Here is a 21,827-nt window from a genome sequence, read left to right as displayed (position 1 = left end):
TCTCAGAAGCGAACGCCGAGACCGAGGTTGATCTGGTGTTCCTTCAGGCCACGATCGGTTGCACCGCTGTCGAGGTTGAAGGTCTGGGTCTGGTAGTTGTTGAAGCGATATTCGGCGCGGGCCGTGATCGATTCGGTGATCTTGGTTTCGACACCGGCACCGACCGTCAGACCGAGAAGGTTCTTGTCGGTCGAGGAGGTCGCGTCGCTGGCCTTCAGGTTGGTGGCGGCAAGACCGGCCGTACCGTAGACGAGTGCCGGCTCGAGGTCGTAACCGATACGGCCACGGACAGAGCCGTTGAGGCGCTGCTTGGTGGTCACGCCGGCATGGGTAGCGTCGATGCCCGAATAGTTCAGGTCGGCTTCACCACCGTAGACGATCTGGCCGTTCTGCATGTTGTAACCGCCATAGAGACCAGCGCCGAGGCCCTGGGCGTCATAATCGGCGCCGGACTTGACCTTGCCCCACTGGTAGGTGGCCTTGCCGCCGACATAGGCGCCATCCCAACCGCCGGGAGCGGTTACGACATCGTTGGCTTCCGGAGCAACCGGCACTTCATCGATAGCGTCGGCAGCATGAGCGAAGCCAGCAGCACCTGCGATCAGGACAGTGGCAGCGAGGGTTTTGATCAGGTTACGCATTTCTACACTCCTAGTTTTCCAGAACCCGCCCCGGGAGAGAGCGATGGCTCTGTGCGATCCTTAATCCCGTTCGGATTGAAAGCATTTGTGACGTGAAAATACGGAAATGAAGTTGTCGAATTATGAATTTCTCAAGGAAATCTTGCGGCAATTGAGAGAATTTTATTAATTTTCGAACGAATTTTGTTCACCATATCAATTATTATTTCATTAAGCATGATTGCTTGCTTTATTCAATCTAAAATATACTTATGTAAATTATGGTAAAAAAATTCTTTAATTAACATTTGCGACCTGATTTCAGTGCATTATATATTTCAGCATCTTAAAAACAACGAAGCAGAAAGCCAGACATTGACTGAAGTTGCACCAAGGGTCGCCCTCGTGACCGGAGCCGGACGCAGAATTGGCGCGGCCATCGCCATGGATCTCGCCCGCCATGACTTTGCGGTCGCGGTCCATGTACATAGGTCCCTAATGGATGCCGAGCGACTGGTGTCCGAAATCAAAAATAACGGCGGCAAGGCCACAATTGTCGAGGGCGATCTGCTTTCGGAAGAGGATTGCCGGCGAATCATGGCGGAGGCCGAATCGGCCTTTGGGCCGGTCGGGCTTCTGGTCAACAACGCCTCGATCTTCGAAGACGATTCGGTGCTCGAATTCGATACGGCGCGCTTCGACCGCCACTTCGCCGTCCATGTCAAAGCGCCGTCGATCCTGACGTCGGAAATGGTGGAGCGCCTGCCGACGCATGCGCGCGGCCTTGTCGTCAATATCATCGACCAGCGCGTCTGGGCGCTCAATCCACGCTTCTATTCCTATACCTTGTCGAAAGCCGCGCTCTGGACCGCGACCCAGACGCTCGCGCAGGCGCTTGCCCCGCGCATCCGGGTCAACGCGCTCGGGCCGGGCCCGACCTTCAAGAGCATTCGCCAGACGGACGCGGATTTCCAGGCCCAGATCGATGGACTGCTGCTCAAGTCCGGCCCTGCCCTTGAGGAATTCGGCCGCAGCATTCGCTTTCTTTTTGACACGCCGTCGATTACCGGCCAGATGATTGCCATCGATGGCGGCCAGCATCTTGCCTGGCAGACGCCCGACGTGACGGAGATTCCCGAATGACGCCCAGAAGCCCTTCCGATGGAGGGATTCTCTATGACGAGACGATAGTCGAGGATGAGGACGACGAAATCGTCGCCGAACCGGCTGCTGGCCCCGCCATCGCCTGGCGCGAAACGCCGTTGCCGGAAACCGGCCTCGTGGGGCAGGATCTGATCGCCGAGTTCGTCAAGCAACTGCCGAACTCACCCGGCGTCTACCGCATGCTCAATGCCGAAAACGAAGTGCTCTATGTCGGCAAGGCGCGGTCGCTGAAGAAGCGCGTGTCGAACTATGCGCAGGGCCGCGTCCATTCCAACCGCACGGCGCGCATGGTGCGCGAAACCGCGAACATGGAATTCGTGCTCACCCGCACCGAGACCGAAGCGCTGCTGCTCGAAGCCAATCTCATCAAACGGCTGCGCCCCCGCTTCAACGTTCTGCTGCGTGACGACAAGTCCTTTCCCTATATCCTCATCACCGGCGATCATCGCGCTCCGGCCATTCTCAAACATCGCGGCGCCCGCTCCCGCAAGGGCGACTATTTCGGCCCCTTTGCCTCAGCAACCGCCGTCGGCCGCACGATCAATTCGCTGCAACGTGCCTTTCTTCTGCGCACCTGCACGGACTCCGCATTCGAGAGCCGCACGCGCCCCTGCCTTCTCTACCAGATCAAGCGTTGCGCCGGCCCCTGCACCCATGAGCTCAGCGATAGCGATTACGGGCAGCTTGTGGCAGAGGCACGCGATTTCCTGTCCGGCCGCAGCCAGAACGTCAAGGCATCGATCGCAGGCGCGATGAACCAGGCGGCGGAAGATCTCGATTTCGAGCGCGCGGCCGTCTTTCGGGATCGCCTTGCCGCTCTTTCCCATGTTCAGGGCCATCAGGGAATCAACCTGGCCTCGATCGAGGAAGCCGATGTCTTCGCGATCCATCACGATGGCGGCCTCTCCTGCATTCAGGTGTTCTTCTACCGCACCGGCCAGAACTGGGGCAACCGCGCCTATTTCCCCAAGGCCGACCCGGCAATGACCGCCGAAGAGGTTCTCAATGCCTTTCTGGCGCAGTTCTATGACGACAAGCCCTGCCCGCGGCAGATCCTGCTCTCGGAGCCGATCGAGGAAATGAATCTCCTGTCGGACGCTCTTACAGAGAAGTCCGGCTATCGGGTGCATATCCATGCGCCGCAGCGGGGCGAAAAGCGCGAGGTCGTTGATCACGCGCTCGACAATGCCCGGGAGGCGCATGGCCGCAAGCTGGCTGAAACATCGTCGCAAGCGCGGTTGCTCAAGGGCTTTGCCGAAACCTTCGCCCTGCCCTACGTGCCGACCCGCATCGAAATCTACGACAACTCCCACATCATGGGTACAAATGCCGTCGGCGGCATGGTCGTGGCCGGGCCCGAGGGCTTCGTCAAGAACCAGTACCGGAAGTTCAATATCAAGTCCGAAGACCTGACGCCTGGTGACGATTTCGGCATGATGCGCGAAGTCATGACCCGGCGCTTCTCCCGTCTTCTCAAGGAACAGGGCAAGCCGGACCGCACACAGCCCCCGTCTGAAGATGCGAACTTTCCGGCCTGGCCCGATGTGATCCTGATCGATGGTGGCCAGGGGCAGATGACGGCCGTTCGCGCTATCCTGGCCGAACTGGGAGTCGAGGATTGCGTGGTCGCGATCGGCGTTGCCAAAGGTGCGGATCGTGAAGCGGGCCGCGAACGGTTCTTCCAGCAAGGCAAAGCCAGCTTCACCCTGCCGCCGCGCGATCCGGTTCTCTATTTCATCCAGCGCCTGCGCGATGAGGCGCATCGTTTCGCCATCGGTTCACACCGGGCGCGGCGGAAGAAGGAAATGGTCAGCAACCCGCTCGATGAGGTCGCGGGCATCGGTCCGACGCGGAAGCGCGCGCTGCTCCAGCATTTCGGAACCGCAAAGGCAGTCTCCCGCGCCGCCATCGGCGATCTCATGACCGTTCCGGGCATTTCGGAAGCCGTAGCCAAGCAGATTTATGCCCATTTCCATGACAATGCCGTGCTCGAAAAATAGCCGTTCCGAAAAACAGCGTAGTTTTGGAATGGCACAGAATCGAAAACGCCACCGACTTCAAAAGCCGGTGGCGTTTTCAAATGGGGGTCGGCCAACCAATAACTGCAGAACGAGGACTCCGCTAAATTTACCAATCGACCGACCGGCCCCACGACCCAGGAGATGCGGCGGACCTGAGCATCATGGGGAACCGAACTTTTTGATGGGTTTCCCTTTGGATGAAAGAAACATTGCTCAATTTTGGGAGAAAATCAACGGGTTGTTAACCAGCCTCCTTTGTATCAGGAAGAATGGTTAACGCTTCAATCGTGCACGCCGCGGCCCTGCCATGCCGGCAAAGCCACTTGGACAACAGGGTAAATATTGCCATTAAAGGTTGATTTTTGTGAGGCCTCTCGCAAAAAGATGGTTTCCGGCGATCAATTTTCCATTTTGCGACGTCGCATCCATCTATCTGAAAACAAATGACTATTTAATACACCTAAAATAAATGACAAATATTAGGAGTGGACATTCAAGCGCAGCGGTTCATTATGCGCGCTCGTGATTTTATTGCGTTTTTTCAAACCAATTGCATGCCGCAAAACGAGGCTGCGATGCTTTTTTGTTCATCCGACAAACCTGTGGATAACTCTGGTTTGCGAGGGCTGATCCAGCCTCGCATCAGGCTGCGGCAGCCACGACTCGGTTCCTGCCGCCGTGTTTTGCCTCATAAAGCGCCTTGTCTGCCTGTTTGAGCAGCTGTTCAGGCGACATTGCCCCCCAAACGGTCGATGAAATCCCGATCGACGCCGTCAACGGAATCGCGAGCCCTTCTTGCTTCAGCACGAACGGACGCGACTCGATGGCGATCCGCAACCGTTCAGCAACGGCTTCCGCCGTATCCGGCAAGGTGTCCGGCATCACGACGACGAATTCCTCGCCACCGAAACGGCAGGCTAGATCGGCGCCACGGACGGTCGAGCGTATCCGCGCTGCGAATTCCCGCAGCACCTCATCGCCGGCGTCATGGCCGTAGGTGTCGTTCACCGCTTTGAACCGGTCGATGTCGGTGATGCAGAGCGAGAGCGGCCGGCTCCGCGCCATTGCGCGCTCGAACAACATCTTCATATGCTTGTCGAGATAGCGACGGTTGTTGAGCCCGGTCAGCCCATCGGTAACGGCAAGCTCGATCGTCTGCTGCACGCTGTCGCGCAGCTGATCGTTGAAGCGCTTGCGGCGGATCTGCGTCAGGCAGCGCACCAGAAGCTCGTTCGGATCGATCGGGCGCAGGATGTAATCGTTGACGCCGAGTTCCAGCGCGCGCACCACCATCGGTTCGCCGCCCTGGTCGACAACCAGAAGCACCGGGATGAACCGCGACCGTTCGAGCGACCGCAGCTGCGAACACAGTCTCAGCGGATCGTAATCATCGAAATTCGAATTGACGATGATCAGATCGTAATAGCCTTCGGCGGCTTCGAACACGGCAGCCTGCGGATCGTTGATCGGCTTGACCTCGGCGATCGGCTTGAGCGCCTTGGTGATACGTTCCTGCGAATTGGCACGGCCATCGACCAGCAGGATCGAAGCCGGTTCGTCGCTCAGTTCCGGCAACGCATTCGAAGTTTCCGAAAGTCCGATCGATCGCGCCGTTTCGGCGCGCAGGCGCAGCTCGTCGCTCAGGAACTTGAGGCGCACCAGGCTCTTGACGCGCGCCATCAGCTGCATGTCGTTGACCGGTTTGGTGAGGAAATCGTCGGCGCCGGCCTTGAGACCGCGGACGCGGTCGGCGGGCTGATCGAGCGCGGTTACCATGACGACCGGAATATGGGCCGTGCGCGGGTTGGATTTCAGCTGCTCGCAGACCGTAAAGCCGTCGATGCCCGGCATCATGATGTCGAGCAGGATGACATCGACCGGTGTCTTCGCGCAGATTTCAAGGCACTGGTAGCCATCGGAGGCGGTCAGGACTTCGAAATACTCGGCGATCAGCCGCGCTTCGAGCAGCTTCACATTGGCAGGAATATCGTCAACGACAAGAATTCGCGCGGTCATGATCGGTTCCGTCAGGCGTCGCCAAGATAGGTTTTGATCGTCTCGAGAAACTTCGGCACCGAAATCGGTTTGGACACATAGGCTTCGCAGCCGCCCTGCCGAATACGTTCCTCATCGCCCTTCATGGCGAAGGCGGTAACGGCGATGACGGGAATGACATGCAGTTCGTCATCTTCCTTCAGCCATTTCGTCACTTCGAGCCCGGACACTTCCGGCAATTGAATATCCATGAGAATGAGATCGGGCCGGTGTTTGCGGGCGAGGTCGAGGGCTTCCATCCCATTTCTGGTCTGGATCGTCTTATATCCGGACGCTTCGATCAGGTCGCGGAAGAGCTTCATATTGAGCTCGTTGTCTTCGACAATCATTACCTGCTTGGGCATATCGCCTCGCTCAAACCCCGATTTTGCATGTCATACCACTTGTATATAGTGTGGCGAACATTCAGATTCTCTTGCTTTTCAAACGGCAAGGTTAGTGCGATTAGGTTTAAAAAGACGTAATATGCGAGAAAGATTGGGCGAGACCCGTAAAATACCCGTGCTCGACAATGAGAGTGCCGAAGCAATCGCGATTGCGATCCTCGGCTGGCTGTCCGAGCATGGCGATCTCATGGGCCGGTTTCTGGCCCTTTCCGGGCTCGAAGCCAGCGCGCTGCGTCAGCTTGCCGGCGACCACGGTTTTTATGGCGGCCTCACCGGTTTCCTCATGAACCATGAACCCACCCTGATTGCCTTCTGCGCCGATACCGGCACGGAGACTGCGACTGTCGCGGCCTGCCATCAGTTCTTCAATGGCGCCGGAGAAGGAGCCTGGCTGTGATCGAACCCGTCATCGAAACGCTGCGCCACTCGCGCAAACCTTTGCTCGTCAGCGATATCGACGAAGTCGTGCTGGATTTCCTCGATCCATTCCAGGACTATCTGCAGTCGGAAAACCACTGGCTGAACGCGACCTCGTTCCGGCTCAACGGCAACATCCTGAGCACGGTCGATGATGCGCCGGCCTCGCCGGAAATGGTCGACAATTTTCAGGAGCGCTTCTTCGAGGGGCAGGATCGCTGGCAACGCCCCTCGCCCGGCGCCCATCATGCGCTCAACCTGATTGCCCGCCATGCGGATATCGTGTTCCTCACCGCCATGCCGCCGCGCCACAGCGCCGTCCGGCGGCAGTTGCTCGACCGGCACGCGCTTCATTTCCCGATGATCGCGACCGAGGAAGCCAAGGGGCCGGTGGTGCGGGACTTGATCGGCGGCCGTGGCGTGCCCGCAGCCTTCATCGACGACATTTTCTACAACCTGCATTCCGTGCGCGAAAATGCGCCGGAGTGCCTGCTTGTGAACATGATGTCGAACGCCACCTTCCGGGCACTCGCGCCCGAACCCGGCCATGGCATCGCGAAGGCCGAGAACTGGCAGCAGGCAGCGACGATGATCCTCGATCATTTCGGTGTCGATGTTCACCTCTGACAGCACAGTTGCTGGATGCACAGGCTGGCCTTCTCTTCCGGCTTGAATGGCGCCCGGATTGAGGATAGCGTCGGGATGTTCAATTTTTGTTCCGGCCCATGTCTCACACCGCTTCCCCTGCCGGCTTCTGCCGGGATTGTCTGGCGCCGGCCGCTGCCGAGGCGCGACGCTGTCGCAAATGCGGCAGCCCGCGGCTTATGCGGCATCCGGAACTTGACCGCCTGACGATTGCCCACATCGATTGCGATGCCTTCTATGCCTCGGTGGAAAAGCGCGACAATCCCGAACTCGCCGACAAGCCGGTGATCATTGGCGGCGGCAAGCGCGGCGTCGTCTCGACCGCCTGCTACGTTGCCCGCATTCGCGGCGTGCGCAGCGCCATGCCGATGTTCAAGGCGCTCGAAGCCTGCCCGGATGCCGTCGTCATCAAGCCAGACATGGAAAAATATGTGCGGGTCGGGCGCCAGATCCGCCAGATGATGTTCGACCTGACGCCGCTCGTGCAGCCGCTATCGATCGACGAAGCCTTTCTCGATCTCGCCGGCACCGAGCGCCTGCACCATTCCTCACCGGCCTTGACGCTGGCGCGCTTTGCAAGACGGGTCGAGGATGAGGTCGGCATCACCGTCTCGGTGGGCCTGTCCTACTGCAAGTTCCTCGCCAAGGTGGCATCCGACATGAACAAGCCGCGCGGCTTTTCGGTGATCGGCGAAGCCGAGGCGGTCGAATTTCTCCGCACCAAGCCGGTCGGCCTGATCTGGGGTGTGGGCAAGGCCTTTGCCGCCACGCTGGCACGCGATGGCATCACCGAAATCGGCCAGTTGCAGCAGATGGACGAGATCGATCTCCTGCGTCGCTACGGCACGATGGGAAAACGGCTCTATTTCCTGGCGCGCGGCATCGATGACCGCAAGGTTCATCTCGATGACGAGGCCAAGAGCGTTTCGGCAGAGACCACCTTTTTCGAAGATTATGCCTCGATGACGGAGCTTGCCCCGGCGCTCCGGGCCCTTTCCGAACAGGTGGCGCGGCGGCTGAAGAAAGCTGCCATCGCCGGCCATACCGTCGTTCTCAAGCTCAAGACGCAAGATTTCAAGCAACGCACCCGCAACCGCAGGCTCGATGCGCCCTCGCAATTGGCAGATCGCATTTTCCGCGAGGGCCTGTCGCTGCTCGAACGCGAGATCGACGGCACCAAATTTCGCCTGATCGGGATCGGCGTCACCGATCTTTCGGATGCGGCCGATGCCGATCCGCCCGATCTCATCGACGAGGGGGCGGAGAAGCGCAAGGCGGCGGAAGCGGCGATGGACAAGCTACGAGACAAGTTCGGTACCCGCAGCATCGAGACGGGCTATACATTCGGCAAGGGCAAGCGCGGCCATGGAAGCAATCAGGGCTAGAGTCTCGATTGTCACCATTCGGTGATATTTCGTCACTGAGTGGTGACTTTGATATTCGAGCATATCCCGGCTTGCGACAATGACACGGAGGGGATCCACAGATGAAAGTGATCGTGCTGACCGGTGCGTCGGAAGGGATTGGCCGCGAGATGGCGCGCCAGCTGGCGAAGCGCCATGGCGCCGATCTCGGGCTCGTCATGGCGGCTCGGCGCGTTCAGCCGCTCGAAGAACTGGCCGAGGAATTACGACCCACAGGCGCAAGGATCGAGGTGATCCCAACCGACGTCACCGACCGGGATCGCTGCCGGAACCTGATCGACGAGACCATCGCCCGCCTCGGCCAGATCGACATCCTGATCAACAATGCTGGCATGTCGGCGCATGCCAATTTTGCCGACACAACCGATACGGATCTGGAATGGTACGAGCGGCTGATGGTGATCAATTACTGGTCTGTCGTCTGGTTGACGCGGGCAGCGCTGCCCCATCTTCTCGCAAGAAAGGGAATGGTTGTCGGCATCAGCTCGGTGGCCGGCCTGTTCGGCGTGCCGGGGCGAACCGCCTATTGCGGCTCGAAATTCGCCATGAACGGCTTACTCGAAGCGTTGCGCGCCGAACTCGGACCGAAGGGCCTCAGGGTCATGATCGCCTATCCGGGCACCATCGATACCGATCTGCGCAAGCATGGTTTCGGCCCCGGCGGCCAGCCCGCCGGCGTTTCGATGATCCGCGACGATCGCGCCATGCCGGCGGCAACCTGCGCCCGCATCATCCTTGACGGGATCGACAAGGGCAAACGCGATGTGCTGATGACGCCGAAGATGGCCTTCGGCCGCTGGCTCAGGCTGATTGCGCCCGCCATTCTCGACCGACTGGCGATGAAGGAGGTCAAGGAAGAGTTCCGGCCTTGAGCTTGTGGTTGTGCGCCTGACGAAACAAGTCCTTTATCGATCGGTATTATCGTTGCCGCCAGACAAGCTGTTTTGCAACAAGAGGTCATTCGCGTTGAAGCCATTTCCTGCCGCACCACATCGCAACAAATTCATGCTGACCGGTGCACTTGCCCGCAAAGGCTATGACTGGTGGTGGCACAGTTTCACGGCCCGCCATGCGAAAACCGGCGAAGAAAAGGCCTTCTTCATCGAGTATTTTATCTGCAATCCCGCGCTCGGTGGCGATGCACCCGTTTTCTGTGACCCGGAGAGCGCAGCAAGAGGCGGAAGACCTACCTATGGCCTTGTGAAGGTCGGCTGCTGGGGAGCCGATGCCCGGCAATTGCATCGCTATTGCGGCACGCATTCGATCACAATCGGTTCGGGTTCTCTGGATATAACAATGGCGGATTGCCGCCTCAGCGAAACGGCGATGACGGGTTCGGTCTCGGTCTCGTCCAGCGAACGGGATGCGCATCCCGAGTGGGCTTCGGATGCCGGTCGCCTGGTTTGGGATCTCCGGATCGACAAGAAGCTTCATTACTCGGTGGGTGCAGGTGCCGGCAGCTTGGCGCGTGCCCTCAACCTGTTTGAAATGTACTGGCATGCCGAAGGAATCCGGACAGACTATTCGGGCTGGCTGGAGCTTGATGGCGAGCGCTACATTGTCGAGCCCGCTTCCTGCTACGGCTATGCCGACAAGAACTGGGGTGAGAATTTCACATCGCCCTGGCTTTGGATTTCAAGTTGCGATCTCGTGAGCAAAACCAGCGGAAAGCGGCTGGACAATTCGGCCCTCGAGATCGGCGGCGGGAAGCCGCGCATACTTGGTATCCCCCTGCCCGATCGCCTCCTCGCCTATCTCGCCTATGAAGGCCGTGGCTACGACTTCAACTTCTCAAAAGTCTGGCAAGGCGCCGATGTCACGTTCGCTTTCAAGGAGGGCGCGGACGACAATGTCTGGTCCGTGATCGCCCGCAATCGAAACGCGGTGATGGAAGTGGATCTGAGCTGCGCCAAGGCGGAGATGCAGCTCATGCGCTATCAGGCGCCCGATGGAACGCGCCTGCATAAGAGGCTCTGGAACGGTGGCACCGGAACCGGAGAAATCCGGCTTTTTGCGCGCAAGGCAGGCACAGTCGAACCGATCGATACGATAGCGATCGGCCATGTCGGTTGCGAATATGGCGAATACCAGCGCTCCGAACAGGAATAGCGCGCAACTCGTGCCGGCAAACCAGATGGCATGTCTTTGCAGCGCGCCGGGTTTCTTAACCTATTGATGGCCGGGCGCCGGTCCGGACTGATGGGTTCTCCCCCAGGGCCTCCCGCAAGAGGTGCCGGGATTTCCCGCTCCGTTTACGATCAATTAACCGTGATTGGGGATGGAATAGTGTTCCACCGGGAACAGCCAATATTGAAAAGCTTCATTAAATATTGAATTCTAAACTTGGGCTTCAAAAGTATTGCGTGGGGAATGACAATGTTGGTTCGCCTGACTGCCAGCCTGGCCTTGGCTTCGACGGTTCTTTTCGGGACAGGGGCCCGAGCCGCCGAGGATCTCAATCCGTTGCAGATTTTCGTGTCCAAGGACACACAGTCGCTTGTCGTTTACGAAGGTGACCGGGTGGTGACAACCTCCAACGTCTCCACCGGCAAGTCGGGGCATACGACGCCTTCCGGCATCTTCTCGATCCTCGAGAAGCGCAAGACGCATTTCTCCAACCTCTATGATTCCGCACCGATGCCGTGGATGCAGCGCCTCACCTGGTCCGGCGTCGCCCTGCATGAATCGCGTCATGTGCCGAGATATCCCGCCTCGCATGGCTGCGTGCGCATGCCGGCTGCCTTTGCCAAGCAACTGTTCGGCATGACCCAGCGCGGCTTCCATGTCGTAATCACCGATGCAGAAGTGCAGCCGCGCCGGATTGCCACAGATGGACTTCTCATGCCGCGCTATCCGTCGCCACCTGCCGACCTGATGTCGGATGCAGAGTTGCGCCCGACGATGAGCGCGGACAGCAAGGTGGAGCTCGCCTCAGCCGAAGCTCTTCCCAAGGCCGGTGCGATTGCGGTGGCGGAACTTCCGAAGGCAGAGCCGCCGGTGCGCATTCTCATTACCCGCGAAAATGACGGCGAAAAGCGCAAGCAGGTCGAGGCCTTCCTCGATCGGCTGAGCTATGAGCCAGGCCCGGTCGATGGCAAGATCACCAAACAGAGCCAGGCGGCTATCAAGAGCTATCAGGAGCTGCATGGGCTGAAGACCACCGGCACCATCACAGCGGAATTCACCCGCTCGATCTACCGGGTCATGAACCATGCCGAACCGACCGGTCGCATCTATGTCCGGCGTAATTTCAAGCCGGTGTTCGACGCACCGATTGCCATTGCCGAACCGGAAAAGGCACTCGGTACCCATTTTTACCAGGCGCTGAATGTGAACACGGCCCAGAACAGTGCCGACTGGTTTGCCGTGACGCTGGCCAATCACGTTCCGGAAAAGACCATGGCGCGGCTCGGCATCACCCTGCCGGCTGACGATGGCCCGCAAGCCGCGGAGGCAACTTTTGCCCGCATCGCGATCAGTGCGGATCTGCGCGCCCGTCTCGAACCGATGCTCGGAAACGGTTCGTCGATCACGATCACCGATACCGGGACGGAAAGCGAAACCGGCCAAGGCACCGATTTCATTACCATCCTGAAGAAGGGACCCGCCAACGCCGGCTGATTTCTTGATGCCGACAAGACCGAAATCTGGCGCCGCCCGAATCTCTGCGGGCGGCGCCTTCGTTTTCAGAGCCAGCCCCGGCGCTTGAAATAGAGATAGGGCATCAGCGCCGACAGGATCATGATGCCGATCGACAGCGGATAGCCGAAGGACAGGCTGAGTTCCGGCATCATCTCGAAATTCATGCCATAGATGGAGGCGACCAGCGTCGGCGGCAGGAAGGCGACCGAAGCGACCGTGAAGATCTTGATGATCTGGTTCTGCTCCAGATTGATGAGGCCGAGCGTGGCATCGAGAAGAAATGTGATCTTGCCCGAAAGAAAGGTCGCATGTTCCCCGAGCGAGGCGGCATCGCGCTGCAGCAGTTTCACCCGCTGGCGAGCCTCCTTGCCCGGCTTGCCTTCATCTGCCGCAAGCGCCGCGTGATAGGCGACGAGCCGCGAAATCGATACCAGGCTTTCGCGCACCGCAGTGACGAAATCACCCTTGCCGCCGATCTGCTCGATCAGCGCCTGCAGGTCTCTGGTCTTCTTGCTCGCCTTGGCGACCTTGGAGCGGAAGACTTCACGCGAGATCGCATCGATCTCGAGACCGAGCCGTTCGAGCACATCCGCAAGCCGGTCGATGATCGCTTCGAGCAGGCCCAGCATCACCATTTCACCGCTCGACCATGTGGCGCCATTGGGGCGGTTGGCCCGATGGGTGAAAGCGTCGAAGGGCGAGGAATCCCCGTAGCGAACCGTCACCAGCGTCCGTCCGCGCAGGATGAAGGTGACCGGCGATTTCACCGGATCCTCGGCATCGAGCGCCGTCAGCATGGTGGCGGTCATGAAGGTGGCGCCATCCTCCTGGTAGAGACGGGCCGACAGTTCGATATCCTCCATCTCGTCGCGGGTGGGGATCTCGATGCCGAATTCGTTGCGAATGGCAACGGCTTCGCTGGGCGTCGGCGAAATCACATCGATCCAGCAGGGTGCAGTCGTGGCGGCCTCACCGGCGAGCGCCAGGTGGTTCAGGTTGTGAACATAATTGCGCAGCATGGAAACTCCTTCCGGCCACCGGCCGGCGGAGATCCCGAAAGGATATCAGCCCGACAAGCGGCAACCTAATGTTTGCGTCGAACTTCGACTGTCGGGGTTCATCTCGATTGTCCTTGGTTGTCGCGGCGACAGAGGCGCCACGCTTTGCAGATGGTCCTGATGAAAACGAAAGTCAAGCCGGATTTCGCGCGCCGTGCAGAGCGCGTTTTGCCCTTGCAGACAGGTCATACCAAGTGTCGATGATAGAAACTGATTGCGTGGGACCGGACGCCGTCATCCGACGAGGAGCATACCGGAGAGCGATGCAAAGGCATCGGTCGAGGATTGCGACAAAGTCGGGGAAGGATGTCCGGCCCATCCGAAGGACCGGGCGCTTTTGCCCTCCGGATATCGTCGAAAATCCGCGCCGGACCTTTTGGTCCGACTGTGGTTTTCTCCTCGCCGGAAGCCAAAATCGCTCCGGCGCAATCGGTTCCTATCATCGACGCTTGGTATCACACCAGTTCCACTTCCACCACGCCCGGCGTTGCCCTCAGCGCCGCGGCGATCTCGGGTGAAATGCGGTAGCGTTCGGGAAGTTCCACCTCGATTTCGCGTCGGCCTTCATCCTTGATCATGATGAAGGAGACGAGCCCCTCCCCGCGCGCGCCGAGATGCGAGGAAACCGTGCGCAGGGGGGCCGCATCGCGCAGGTAGATGCGCATGGCCTTCTGCATCTGCACCGACTTCTCCTCCAGCGACTGGACGGAATTGATGCGCAGCGAAATGCCTTCGGGACGCTCTTCGGCTTCGACACCGATGACGAAGCTTTTGCCGGTTTCCAGAATGTCGCGATACTGGTTGAGCGTTTCGGAGAACATCACCGCCTCGAACTGGCCCGAGGAATCCGAGAAGGCGACGATGCCCATCTTGTTGCCGGTGCGCGTCTTGCGCTCCTGCTTGGAAACGACGGTTCCGGCAAGCCGTCCGGGCGCCTTGCCCTGTTTGACGGCATGGGAGAAGTTCGCATAGGTCTGGACGCGCAGCTTCTCCAGCACCTTGGCGTAATTGTCGAGCGGATGCGCCGTCATGTAGAAGCCGAGCGTCTGGAATTCGCGCATCAGCTTTTCGGACGGCAGCCAGGCCGGCACCGGCTGCAGCAGGATCTTTTCAGGCCCCGAGGCAGCCGAGCCGAACATATCGCTCTGGCCGCTCACCTTGTCGGAGACGGCACGCTGGGCGTAGGCGAGCAGGCGGTCGATGCCATTGACGAGAATGGCGCGGTCGATGCCGAAACAATCGAAGGCACCAGCCATGATCAGGCTTTCCCAGACGCGACGGTTGACGAATTTCGGATCGGTGCGCAGGCAGAAATCCTCAAGGCTCACGAAGGGCTTATCGCCACGCGCCTCGACAATATGCTCGACCACCGCCTCGCCGACGCCCTTGATGGCGGCGAGCGAGAAATAGATGCAGTTGTCGCCGGTCTCGAACTGGCGGAACGACGTCTGCACCGATGGCGGAATGACCTTGATGCCGAGCCGCTGCGCATCCTGCCGGAAGTCGTTGACCTTCTCGGTATTGGCCATGTCGAGCGTCATCGAGGCGGCGAGGAATTCAACCGGATAATGTGCCTTCAGGAAGGCCGTCTGGTAGGAGACGACGGCATAGGCGGCCGCATGCGACTTGTTGAAACCGTAATTGGCGAACTTGGCCAACAGATCGAAGATCGTATCGGCCTGCGCCTTGGAAACGCCATTCCTGATCGCACCCTCGACGAAACGGGCCCGCTGCTTGTCCATCTCCTCCTTGATCTTCTTACCCATGGCGCGGCGCAGCAGGTCGGCTTCGCCGAGCGAATAGCCCGACAGAACCTGGGCGATCTGCATGACCTGCTCCTGGTAAACGATGACGCCCTGGGTTTCCTTGAGCAGATGATCGATCATCGGATGGACGGATTCGATCTCCTCCTCGCCATGCTTGCGGGCATTGTAGACCGGAATATTCTCCATCGGGCCCGGTCGATAAAGGGCCACGAGCGCAATGATGTCCTCGATACAGTCGGGCCGCATGCCGATCAGCGCCTTGCGCATGCCCGCACTTTCCACCTGGAACACGCCAACCGTTTCCCCGCGCGACAGCATGTCATAGGTGAGCTTGTCATCGAGCGGCAGCGCCGAAAGATCCACCTCGATAGAACGCTTGCGGATGAAATCGACCGCTACCTTCAGCACCGTCAGCGTCTTGAGGCCGAGGAAGTCGAATTTCACCAGGCCGGCCTGCTCGACCCATTTCATGTTGAACTGGGTGACCGGCATGTCCGAGCGCGGATCGCGATAGAGCGGCACCAGTTCAGCCAGCGGCCGGTCGCCGATCACGATACCGGCAGCATGGGTCGAGGCATGGCGATAGAGACCCTCGATCTTCTGGGCGATATCGAGCAGGCGGGCCACGATCGGCTCGCGCTCGGCCTCTTCCTTGAGGCGCGGCTCCTCCTCGATCGCCTTCGATAGCGGCGTCGGGTTGGCCGGATTGTTCGGCACCAGCTTGCAGATCTTGTCGACCTGGCCATAGGGCATTTCGAGCACGCGACCGACATCGCGCAGCGCCGCACGCGCCTGCAGCGAACCGAAGGTTATGATCTGGGCCACCTGCTCGCGGCCATATTTCTGCTGCACGTAGCGGATCACCTCTTCGCGACGATCCTGACAGAAGTCGATGTCGAAGTCCGGCATCGAAACGCGCTCGGGATTGAGGAAGCGTTCGAACAGCAGCGAGAAGCGCAAGGGATCGATGTCGGTGATCGTCAGCGCATAGGCGACGAGCGAACCGGCACCCGAACCGCGGCCCGGCCCAACGGGAATATCGTGCGCCTTGCCCCATTTGATGAAGTCGGCCACGATGAGGAAGTAGCCGGGAAACTTCATGCGCTCGATGATCGAGAGTTCGAATTCCAGCCGCTCGCGATAATCCTCCTCGGTATAGCCGTTCGCAAGACCGATGGTGCGCAGCCGCATCTCAAGCCCTTCCCAGGCCTGGCGACGCATCTCGTCGGCTTCGGCCTTTTCGGCGGCGGCCTGATCTTCCGAAGCACCGGTAAAGCGCGGCAGGATCGGCGCCCGCGTCTTGAGCACGAAGGCGCAGCGACGGGCGATCTCGACCGTATTCTCGATCGCCTCAGGCAGATCGGCAAAGAGTGCCGCCATTTCGGCGCGGCTCTTGAAATAATGATCCGGGCTCAGACGGAACCGGCTGTCATCCGACACAAGCGCACCATGTGCCACCGCCATCAGCGCATCATGCGCCTCGAAATCACCCGCGGTCGGGAAGAACGGCTCGTTTGTGGCAACGATCGGCAGATCATTGTCATAGGCAAGCTCGAGCATCTTCGTTTCATGCGCCCTGTCGAAGCGGCCATGCCGCTGCAGCTCGACATAGAGACGGTCGCCGAACAGCGCCTTGAAATCGAGAAGCCGCCGCAAGGCCAGAGCCGCATGTCCATCGCGCAAGGCGATATCGATCGGGCCGCCCAGGGCTCCTGTGAGCGCAATGACGCCGGGCATATTGTCGCCCAGCCAGGAGCGCTTGATATGGATCGAGCCATGTCCGCCCTCGCCGTCCATATAGGCGCGGCTGACAAGCGCGGATATGCTCTGGAAACCATCGGCGGTCATGGCCAGAAGCACGATCGCCGGCAGCTTGCGGGACAGGCCGGCCTTGCCGCCGCGCTCGTCCGCACTGTCGTCCTCCATGTCGATGGAGAGCTGGCATCCCATCAGGGGCTGCAAACCCTCACCGGTCGCGGACTTGGAGAATTCGAGCGCCGCGAACAGGTTGTTGGTGTCGGTGAGGCCAAGCGCCGGCTGTTGGTCGGCCACAGCCTTGGCGATCAACTTCTTGACCGGCAAGGCCCCTTCGAGAAGGGAAAAGGCGGAATGGGTACGCAGATGCACGAATTGCGGACTGTCGCTCAGGCCATCCAGTGCCGAAATATGCGTTTCTGATTCCATGTGCCATGCCTCGCTTTGCGCTCTTTTTTACGCCGCGCATGGACAGGCGTCCAGCCGAGAACCAGCCCCTCCCCACCCTTCTGGCGGAAGAAAAACGATCGATTTTCAGAATGATATTGCAAAGACGGCGATGCTCGCCACAAACATGATGATGGAAGTGAATGCGGCCATGTCACGAAGAAATTCAGTCATTGACGCCTCCTGTTCTTTGATAATTCTATTTATGTTCTATTTATGTTCTTTTGTCAACGACATCCACAGCCGAACGGTGAATCAAGGGTTAACGAGAAAGGAGGGGGGATGGTCGCGCAGTAAGGCGATCACGGCGCCTGGAGCGCCGCGCATGGCATCACGGTCGTTTGCGATAGAGTCAGAAGCGGATGTTCAGGCCGACCTGAATGACCGGATAGACCTGGAAGGGCGAGATCCGGTCTTGATAGCGGGCGGTTTCCCGCTCGATCTGCCGACGGGTGAACCCGTAGCGATAGGCGCGTGATTTCACATCGAGATCCGGCTTGCCGCTGTAAAGCAGACCAAGGTCGAAGTTCAGCGACACACGCTCCTGCAGCTTGATGCTGTAACCGCCACCGAGATAGGGCTGCACCGGGTTTTGCGTCACCTTGAAGGTTGTCAGCGGGTCGTCGACGAAAACCATGACCTCACGACCGCCGAACTTCACCTTGCCGCGCAGGTTCTTGACGCGACCGCGGATTTCATTGGCCGACAGCCGGACGCCGCCGGAAAGGCGCCAACCATCGGACCACGGATAGTAATCGACGGTGGCACCGCCATTCAAAAGCGTCAGCGTCGATTCGAGATCGGCCTTCTTGTCGTGATAGACATAGGAATAGCGCAGGCCGTTGATACCGGCGCGCAGGCCCCAATGGTCATCGAGACGGAGGCCGGCTTCAATGCCGGGGCCCAGCGTGCTCACATTGGGCGTTACGAAGAACTCGTCGCCGGGAAAGCCCTCTCCCGCATGCGCCACTCCCGCAAGGCTCAGGCCGAAAGCAATGCACGATCCGATCCAGCAATGCAGGCGCATGAATGAAACCTCTCCGACCGATTCTCCCACGGAAGGACAAGTCTAGGCGATCAAAGTTGCATAAGCGCTAATAGCCGGGCCAAATCTGTCTGTTAATGGGCCTTCCAGCGTCGAAAATTGCGGTTCCGGCGACCTTTTTGATCGTCTGTCACGAAATTTCGCTAGCGTGTCGCGAATTGATTTGAAAGGGGCATGGGCGCTGCCTATGTTCCCGTAACCGTTCGGGCTGAGGACTGACGTTGATCCTATTGTCCGGAGTGGTGGATCTGATTTTGAAACGGTGATTATGGCAAAGCGCGCATACAACATTCCGAACATGCTGACATATGGGCGCATCATCGCTGTGCCGCTGATCGTCTTGCTTTTCTATATCGAAGGTCGGCTCGAAAGCACGTATTTTGCCCGCTGGGCGGCCTTCTGGCTGTTTGCGGTCGCGTCCCTGACCGATTTTCTCGATGGCTATCTGGCGCGTATCTGGAAGCAGACGTCCAATATCGGTCGGATGCTCGATCCGATCGCCGACAAGCTACTGGTTTCCTCGGTACTGCTTCTGCTGGCTGCCGACGGGACGATTGCCGGCTGGACGCTCTGGGCCGCCATCATCATCCTCTGCCGCGAGATTCTAGTGTCTGGTCTGCGCGAATATCTCGCGGCGCTGAAAGTTTCGGTCCCGGTCACCCGCATCGCGAAATGGAAGACAACGGCACAGATGGTGGCGATCGGCTTCCTGCTCGTGGGCCCCGCCGGTGAAGCCATCCTGCCGAATACGACACTGATCGGCATTGTCCTTCTCTGGATCTCGGCCCTGCTCACCATCTATACCGGCTATGATTATTTCCGCGCCGGCTTGAAACATGTGGTGGACGAGGAATGAAGGTCGATCTCGTCTATTTCGCCTGGGTGCGCGAGCGGATCGGAAAGCCGGGCGAGACGCTTGATCTGCCCGAGACAGTCAAGACCGTCGGTGATTTGCTGAATCATCTGAAGGGTCTCGGCGAGGAATATGAGATCGCGCTTGAGCATGATCGCGTGATCCGGGTGGCGATCAACCAGGAACATGCCACCCATGACGAACCGATTGCCGGCGCGCGCGAGATCGGCATCTTCCCGCCGATGACCGGAGGCTGAGACGTGACGGCCTCTCCGGTCACGGCCAAGGTGCGGATCCAGGCCGAGGATTTCGATCTGGCGGCAGAGATGGCCGACTTGTCGCAAGGGCGGGCCGACATTGGCGCCATCGTCTCCTTCTTCGGGCTATGCCGTGATGAAGGCGGACGACTGGCCGCTCTTGAGCTCGAACATTATCCCGGCATGGCGGAGGCCGAGATCGGCCGCATTTGCGCAGAAGCAATCGCGCGCTGGCCGCTCAAGGGTCTGGTTGCGATCCATCGTTATGGCAGAATCGCACCGGGCGGCAATATCGTGCTGGTGCTCGCCGCCTCGCCGCATCGGCAGGCCGCGTTCGATGCTGCCAACTTTGTCATGGACTATCTCAAGACCTCGGCGCCCTTCTGGAAGAAGGAGCATTTTGCCGATGGCAGCAGCGGCAACTGGGTCAGCGCCAAGGATGCCGACGACGAAGCGCGGCTGCGCTGGCAGAAAGCCTGATCACATCCTGTAGAGGAAAAGCTTGGTCTGGCGCCCGTCGGTGACGGCAATGATCTGGTCCGGCTCGCGATTGGGGATGGCAAAGCTGTTGGAGACAAGCAACGTGCCTGGACGCATTTCCGCACGGGCCTTCTCATACATGCGCGGCATCGGGGCCGGCGAGAGGAAGCAATAGACGAGATCATGGCCAGACAGGTTCTCGTCCCAGATCGAGCGGTAGCGGAAACGCGCATTCGGCAGGCCGGCGAACAGGGCCTTGATCCACGCGGCGGCAAAGACGAGCGGTGCCGTTTCGACGCCGGTCGCAATCAGACTTTCATTGCTGCGCGCCATCTGCAAGACCACGCCGCCCAATCCGGAGCCGAGATCGACAAAGGAACGGCAATTGTTGGCGCGCGCCAGTTCGGCGAGTGCATCCGATGTTCGGCGGTTGGTCAGGTAGAGCGGCACCTGCTCGGACGCGCTGTTCCAGTAGATGAGAGCAAAGAGCACGAAGGCGGCGAGAAACAGCCAGGCCGGAACGAAGGAACTGTAGGCCGCCACGATCGGGATGGCGACCTGGGCCGGAATCCAGAACGGTTTCAATCGCAATCCATAGCCGATAGCGGCGGCAATCACCCCCTCCGCGAGAAACCGCAGGGGACCGAGCGACAGCACCATTTCGCCAAGCGACAGCATCAGCGCGAGCGCGAGCGCCTGACTCAGGATCACCTTCAACCAGGGCAGGATCTGGCGGCTGAGCGCGTGCATGGTTCGGCCTTCGAACGGGGGTGGTGTCGCGAAATGATATGATCAGCAATAGGCGGTTGGGCCCAAACGGGTCAATTCGGCAATTCACCCATCCACCGGCGATCGCGGGTCGCTCACACCACCTGTTCGCGTTTGCGGAAGAGGACGGCCAGCAGAACAAGGCCGGAAAAGAGTGCCGCATCGCGCCATTCGAATGGAAGATAGGCACCCCAAAAGGTTTCGATCGCGCCATAAAGGGCCGCACCGAGGGCCGAGCGAATGGGCGATGTCTGTTCGCCGAGACTGGCGATCATCACAACCTTGAGGCCGAACAGGAGGCCGGCGCCAAAATCCATATTGCCATAGTAAGCAGTGCCGAAAATGCCGGCGATCGCCACGAGGGCTGCCGTCGCCATACCGGTCAGCATCACAAGGCGTGCGTCATCGACGCCCATCAGCCGAGCCGCCAGCCGATCATCGGCAACCGCCCGCCAGTTTCGCCCGGCCCGGGTCCGGCTGAGGAGAAAGGAACCGAAGAGAACCACGCCGCCCATGATGAGCGCATTGAGGATCTGCAGTTTCGTCAGAACCACGGCCGCGACGCCCTCGCCCGCGAAGATGATCCGCTCGTTCAGAACCGGCGAGATCCAGAGCGAGCGGCTCTCGGCGGCAAGCCGCACCAGCTCCATGAGAATGATCATCACCGCCAGCGATGCGACGATGAGCGCATTGGGCGCGCGTGCAAGAAGCGGCCCGGTCACCTGACGACCGATGAGCCGCGCAACGACGAGCGTATAAATGAATGCGGCAATGCCGCCGAACGCCAGCGCCGCCGGATAGATGAGCCAGAGCCGGTTCCAGCCGAAGGCGGTAAGGAGCACGAAGAGCTGGCCGGAAAAGGCGAAGAGCGCACCGGCGGTGAATTCTGCCCGGCGGGTCAGCCCGAATGTCAGCGCATAGCCGAAAGCCAGCAACGCATAGAGCGCAGCCAGCGGCACGGCATTCAGCGCCTGTTGACAGGCATAGGCAATCATCGACATGGAGAAATTATAACTGGCTATTT

General features: G+C 59.6%; 19 protein-coding genes. 11 read left to right on the top strand and 8 right to left on the bottom strand.

The window, feature by feature from the left end; all coding sequences use genetic code 11:
- Nucleotides 1-2 precede the first annotated feature (2 nt).
- Complete coding sequence (locus Q4481_RS07100) at nucleotides 3-641, bottom strand: outer membrane protein (RefSeq protein ID WP_304375633.1); 639 nt, start codon at nucleotides 639-641, stop codon at nucleotides 3-5.
- 354 nt (nucleotides 642-995) lie between these two features.
- On the opposite strand from Q4481_RS07100, the gene Q4481_RS07095 reads away from it, so the two are divergent.
- Complete coding sequence (locus Q4481_RS07095; protein WP_304375632.1) at nucleotides 996-1,763, top strand: SDR family oxidoreductase; 768 nt, start codon at nucleotides 996-998, stop codon at nucleotides 1,761-1,763.
- Entirely contained in the window at nucleotides 1,760-3,784 is a 2,025-nt protein-coding gene (gene uvrC, locus Q4481_RS07090; protein ID WP_304375631.1) for an excinuclease ABC subunit UvrC, read from the top strand. Before Q4481_RS07095 ends, uvrC begins: the two co-directional genes overlap by 4 nt.
- Before the next feature lie 663 nt (nucleotides 3,785-4,447).
- On the opposite strand, the gene Q4481_RS07085 is transcribed toward uvrC, so the two are convergent.
- Entirely contained in the window at nucleotides 4,448-5,821 is a 1,374-nt protein-coding gene (locus tag Q4481_RS07085; protein WP_304375630.1) for a PleD family two-component system response regulator, read from the bottom strand.
- An 11-nt stretch (nucleotides 5,822-5,832) separates the two neighbouring features.
- Complete coding sequence (locus Q4481_RS07080; RefSeq protein ID WP_304375629.1) at nucleotides 5,833-6,204, bottom strand: response regulator; 372 nt, start codon at nucleotides 6,202-6,204, stop codon at nucleotides 5,833-5,835.
- A 121-nt stretch (nucleotides 6,205-6,325) separates the two neighbouring features.
- Here Q4481_RS07080 and Q4481_RS07075 point away from each other — a divergent pair, with 121 nt between their 5' ends.
- The 6 genes from Q4481_RS07075 (at nucleotide 6,326) to Q4481_RS07050 (ending at nucleotide 12,353) form a co-directional block, all read left to right on the top strand.
- Nucleotides 6,326-6,643 (top strand): DUF3572 domain-containing protein, encoded by a 318-nt coding sequence (locus Q4481_RS07075; protein WP_304375628.1) that lies wholly within the window; start codon nucleotides 6,326-6,328, stop codon nucleotides 6,641-6,643.
- Complete coding sequence (locus Q4481_RS07070) at nucleotides 6,640-7,290, top strand: HAD family hydrolase (protein WP_304375627.1); 651 nt, start codon at nucleotides 6,640-6,642, stop codon at nucleotides 7,288-7,290. Before Q4481_RS07075 ends, Q4481_RS07070 begins: the two co-directional genes overlap by 4 nt.
- 98 nt (nucleotides 7,291-7,388) lie before the next feature.
- Nucleotides 7,389-8,693: a DNA polymerase IV gene (locus Q4481_RS07065; protein ID WP_304375626.1), complete on the top strand. Its 1,305-nt coding sequence runs from the start codon at nucleotides 7,389-7,391 to the stop codon at nucleotides 8,691-8,693.
- A gap of 101 nt (nucleotides 8,694-8,794) precedes the next feature.
- Nucleotides 8,795-9,604, top strand: coding sequence for an SDR family oxidoreductase (locus Q4481_RS07060; protein ID WP_304375625.1), 810 nt, complete (start codon nucleotides 8,795-8,797; stop codon nucleotides 9,602-9,604).
- Between the two features lie 133 nt (nucleotides 9,605-9,737).
- Nucleotides 9,738-10,841 carry a tocopherol cyclase family protein gene (locus Q4481_RS07055; protein WP_304375624.1) on the top strand — a complete coding sequence of 368 codons (1,104 nt, stop codon included), beginning with the start codon at nucleotides 9,738-9,740 and terminating at the stop codon, nucleotides 10,839-10,841.
- Between the two features lie 267 nt (nucleotides 10,842-11,108).
- Entirely contained in the window at nucleotides 11,109-12,353 is a 1,245-nt protein-coding gene (locus Q4481_RS07050; protein WP_304375623.1) for a L,D-transpeptidase family protein, read from the top strand.
- Between the two features lie 65 nt (nucleotides 12,354-12,418).
- On the opposite strand, the gene Q4481_RS07045 is transcribed toward Q4481_RS07050, so the two are convergent.
- From Q4481_RS07045 to Q4481_RS07035, 3 genes are all read right to left on the bottom strand, one after another.
- Nucleotides 12,419-13,393, bottom strand: a complete 975-nt coding sequence (locus Q4481_RS07045) for a magnesium transporter CorA family protein (RefSeq protein ID WP_304375622.1) — start codon at nucleotides 13,391-13,393, stop codon at nucleotides 12,419-12,421.
- A gap of 494 nt (nucleotides 13,394-13,887) precedes the next feature.
- Entirely contained in the window at nucleotides 13,888-17,382 is a 3,495-nt protein-coding gene (gene dnaE / locus Q4481_RS07040; RefSeq protein ID WP_304375621.1) for a DNA polymerase III subunit alpha, read from the bottom strand.
- A 370-nt stretch (nucleotides 17,383-17,752) separates the two neighbouring features.
- Nucleotides 17,753-18,427 (bottom strand): hypothetical protein, encoded by a 675-nt coding sequence (locus tag Q4481_RS07035; RefSeq protein WP_304375620.1) that lies wholly within the window; start codon nucleotides 18,425-18,427, stop codon nucleotides 17,753-17,755.
- A 286-nt stretch (nucleotides 18,428-18,713) separates the two neighbouring features.
- On the opposite strand from Q4481_RS07035, the gene pgsA reads away from it, so the two are divergent.
- Genes pgsA through Q4481_RS07020 form a run of 3 tightly spaced genes read left to right on the top strand, consistent with a single transcriptional unit; the run spans nucleotide 18,714 to nucleotide 20,035 of the window.
- A complete protein-coding gene (gene pgsA / locus Q4481_RS07030; RefSeq protein WP_304375619.1) occupies nucleotides 18,714-19,301 on the top strand; it encodes a CDP-diacylglycerol--glycerol-3-phosphate 3-phosphatidyltransferase in 588 nt (195 codons plus the stop codon).
- Complete coding sequence (gene moaD, locus Q4481_RS07025; RefSeq protein ID WP_304375618.1) at nucleotides 19,298-19,555, top strand: molybdopterin converting factor subunit 1; 258 nt, start codon at nucleotides 19,298-19,300, stop codon at nucleotides 19,553-19,555. The genes pgsA and moaD overlap by 4 nt, the downstream gene beginning before the upstream one ends.
- Nucleotides 19,556-19,558: 3 nt before the next feature.
- Nucleotides 19,559-20,035, top strand: coding sequence for a molybdenum cofactor biosynthesis protein MoaE (locus tag Q4481_RS07020; protein ID WP_304375617.1), 477 nt, complete (start codon nucleotides 19,559-19,561; stop codon nucleotides 20,033-20,035).
- Here the strand turns inward: Q4481_RS07020 and Q4481_RS07015 are convergent, their stop codons facing one another.
- Together Q4481_RS07015 and Q4481_RS07010 are read right to left on the bottom strand one after the other, a co-directional pair.
- Complete coding sequence (locus Q4481_RS07015) at nucleotides 20,036-20,785, bottom strand: class I SAM-dependent methyltransferase (RefSeq protein ID WP_304375616.1); 750 nt, start codon at nucleotides 20,783-20,785, stop codon at nucleotides 20,036-20,038.
- A gap of 113 nt (nucleotides 20,786-20,898) precedes the next feature.
- Nucleotides 20,899-21,795 carry a branched-chain amino acid ABC transporter permease gene (locus Q4481_RS07010; RefSeq protein ID WP_304376071.1) on the bottom strand — a complete coding sequence of 299 codons (897 nt, stop codon included), beginning with the start codon at nucleotides 21,793-21,795 and terminating at the stop codon, nucleotides 20,899-20,901.
- Between the last annotated feature and the right edge of the window lie 32 nt (nucleotides 21,796-21,827).

Source organism: Fluviirhizobium alvei, assembly GCF_030551875.1.
Taxonomy (GTDB): domain Bacteria; phylum Pseudomonadota; class Alphaproteobacteria; order Rhizobiales; family Rhizobiaceae; genus Rhizobium_E; species Rhizobium_E alvei.
This window is presented reverse-complemented; position numbering and strand designations above follow the sequence as displayed.

Excerpts from the sequence above, each read along its gene's own strand:
- pgsA (WP_304375619.1), top strand. The coding sequence starts at position 18,714 with ATGGCAAAGCGCGCATACAACATTCCGAACATGCTGACATATGGGCGC.
- Q4481_RS07015 (WP_304375616.1), bottom strand. The coding sequence starts at position 20,785 with ATGCACGCGCTCAGCCGCCAGATCCTGCCCTGGTTGAAGGTGATCCTG.
- dnaE (WP_304375621.1), bottom strand. The coding sequence starts at position 17,382 with ATGGAATCAGAAACGCATATTTCGGCACTGGATGGCCTGAGCGACAGT.
- Q4481_RS07060 (WP_304375625.1), top strand. The coding sequence starts at position 8,795 with ATGAAAGTGATCGTGCTGACCGGTGCGTCGGAAGGGATTGGCCGCGAG.
- Q4481_RS07075 (WP_304375628.1), top strand. The coding sequence starts at position 6,326 with ATGCGAGAAAGATTGGGCGAGACCCGTAAAATACCCGTGCTCGACAAT.
- uvrC (WP_304375631.1), top strand. The coding sequence starts at position 1,760 with ATGACGCCCAGAAGCCCTTCCGATGGAGGGATTCTCTATGACGAGACG.
- Q4481_RS07050 (WP_304375623.1), top strand. The coding sequence starts at position 11,109 with ATGTTGGTTCGCCTGACTGCCAGCCTGGCCTTGGCTTCGACGGTTCTT.
- Q4481_RS07085 (WP_304375630.1), bottom strand. The coding sequence starts at position 5,821 with ATGACCGCGCGAATTCTTGTCGTTGACGATATTCCTGCCAATGTGAAG.
- Q4481_RS07080 (WP_304375629.1), bottom strand. The coding sequence starts at position 6,204 with ATGCCCAAGCAGGTAATGATTGTCGAAGACAACGAGCTCAATATGAAG.
- Q4481_RS07065 (WP_304375626.1), top strand. The coding sequence starts at position 7,389 with ATGTCTCACACCGCTTCCCCTGCCGGCTTCTGCCGGGATTGTCTGGCG.
- Q4481_RS07035 (WP_304375620.1), bottom strand. The coding sequence starts at position 18,427 with ATGCGCCTGCATTGCTGGATCGGATCGTGCATTGCTTTCGGCCTGAGC.
- Q4481_RS07100 (WP_304375633.1), bottom strand. The coding sequence starts at position 641 with ATGCGTAACCTGATCAAAACCCTCGCTGCCACTGTCCTGATCGCAGGT.
- moaD (WP_304375618.1), top strand. The coding sequence starts at position 19,298 with ATGAAGGTCGATCTCGTCTATTTCGCCTGGGTGCGCGAGCGGATCGGA.
- Q4481_RS07045 (WP_304375622.1), bottom strand. The coding sequence starts at position 13,393 with ATGCTGCGCAATTATGTTCACAACCTGAACCACCTGGCGCTCGCCGGT.
- Q4481_RS07055 (WP_304375624.1), top strand. The coding sequence starts at position 9,738 with ATGCTGACCGGTGCACTTGCCCGCAAAGGCTATGACTGGTGGTGGCAC.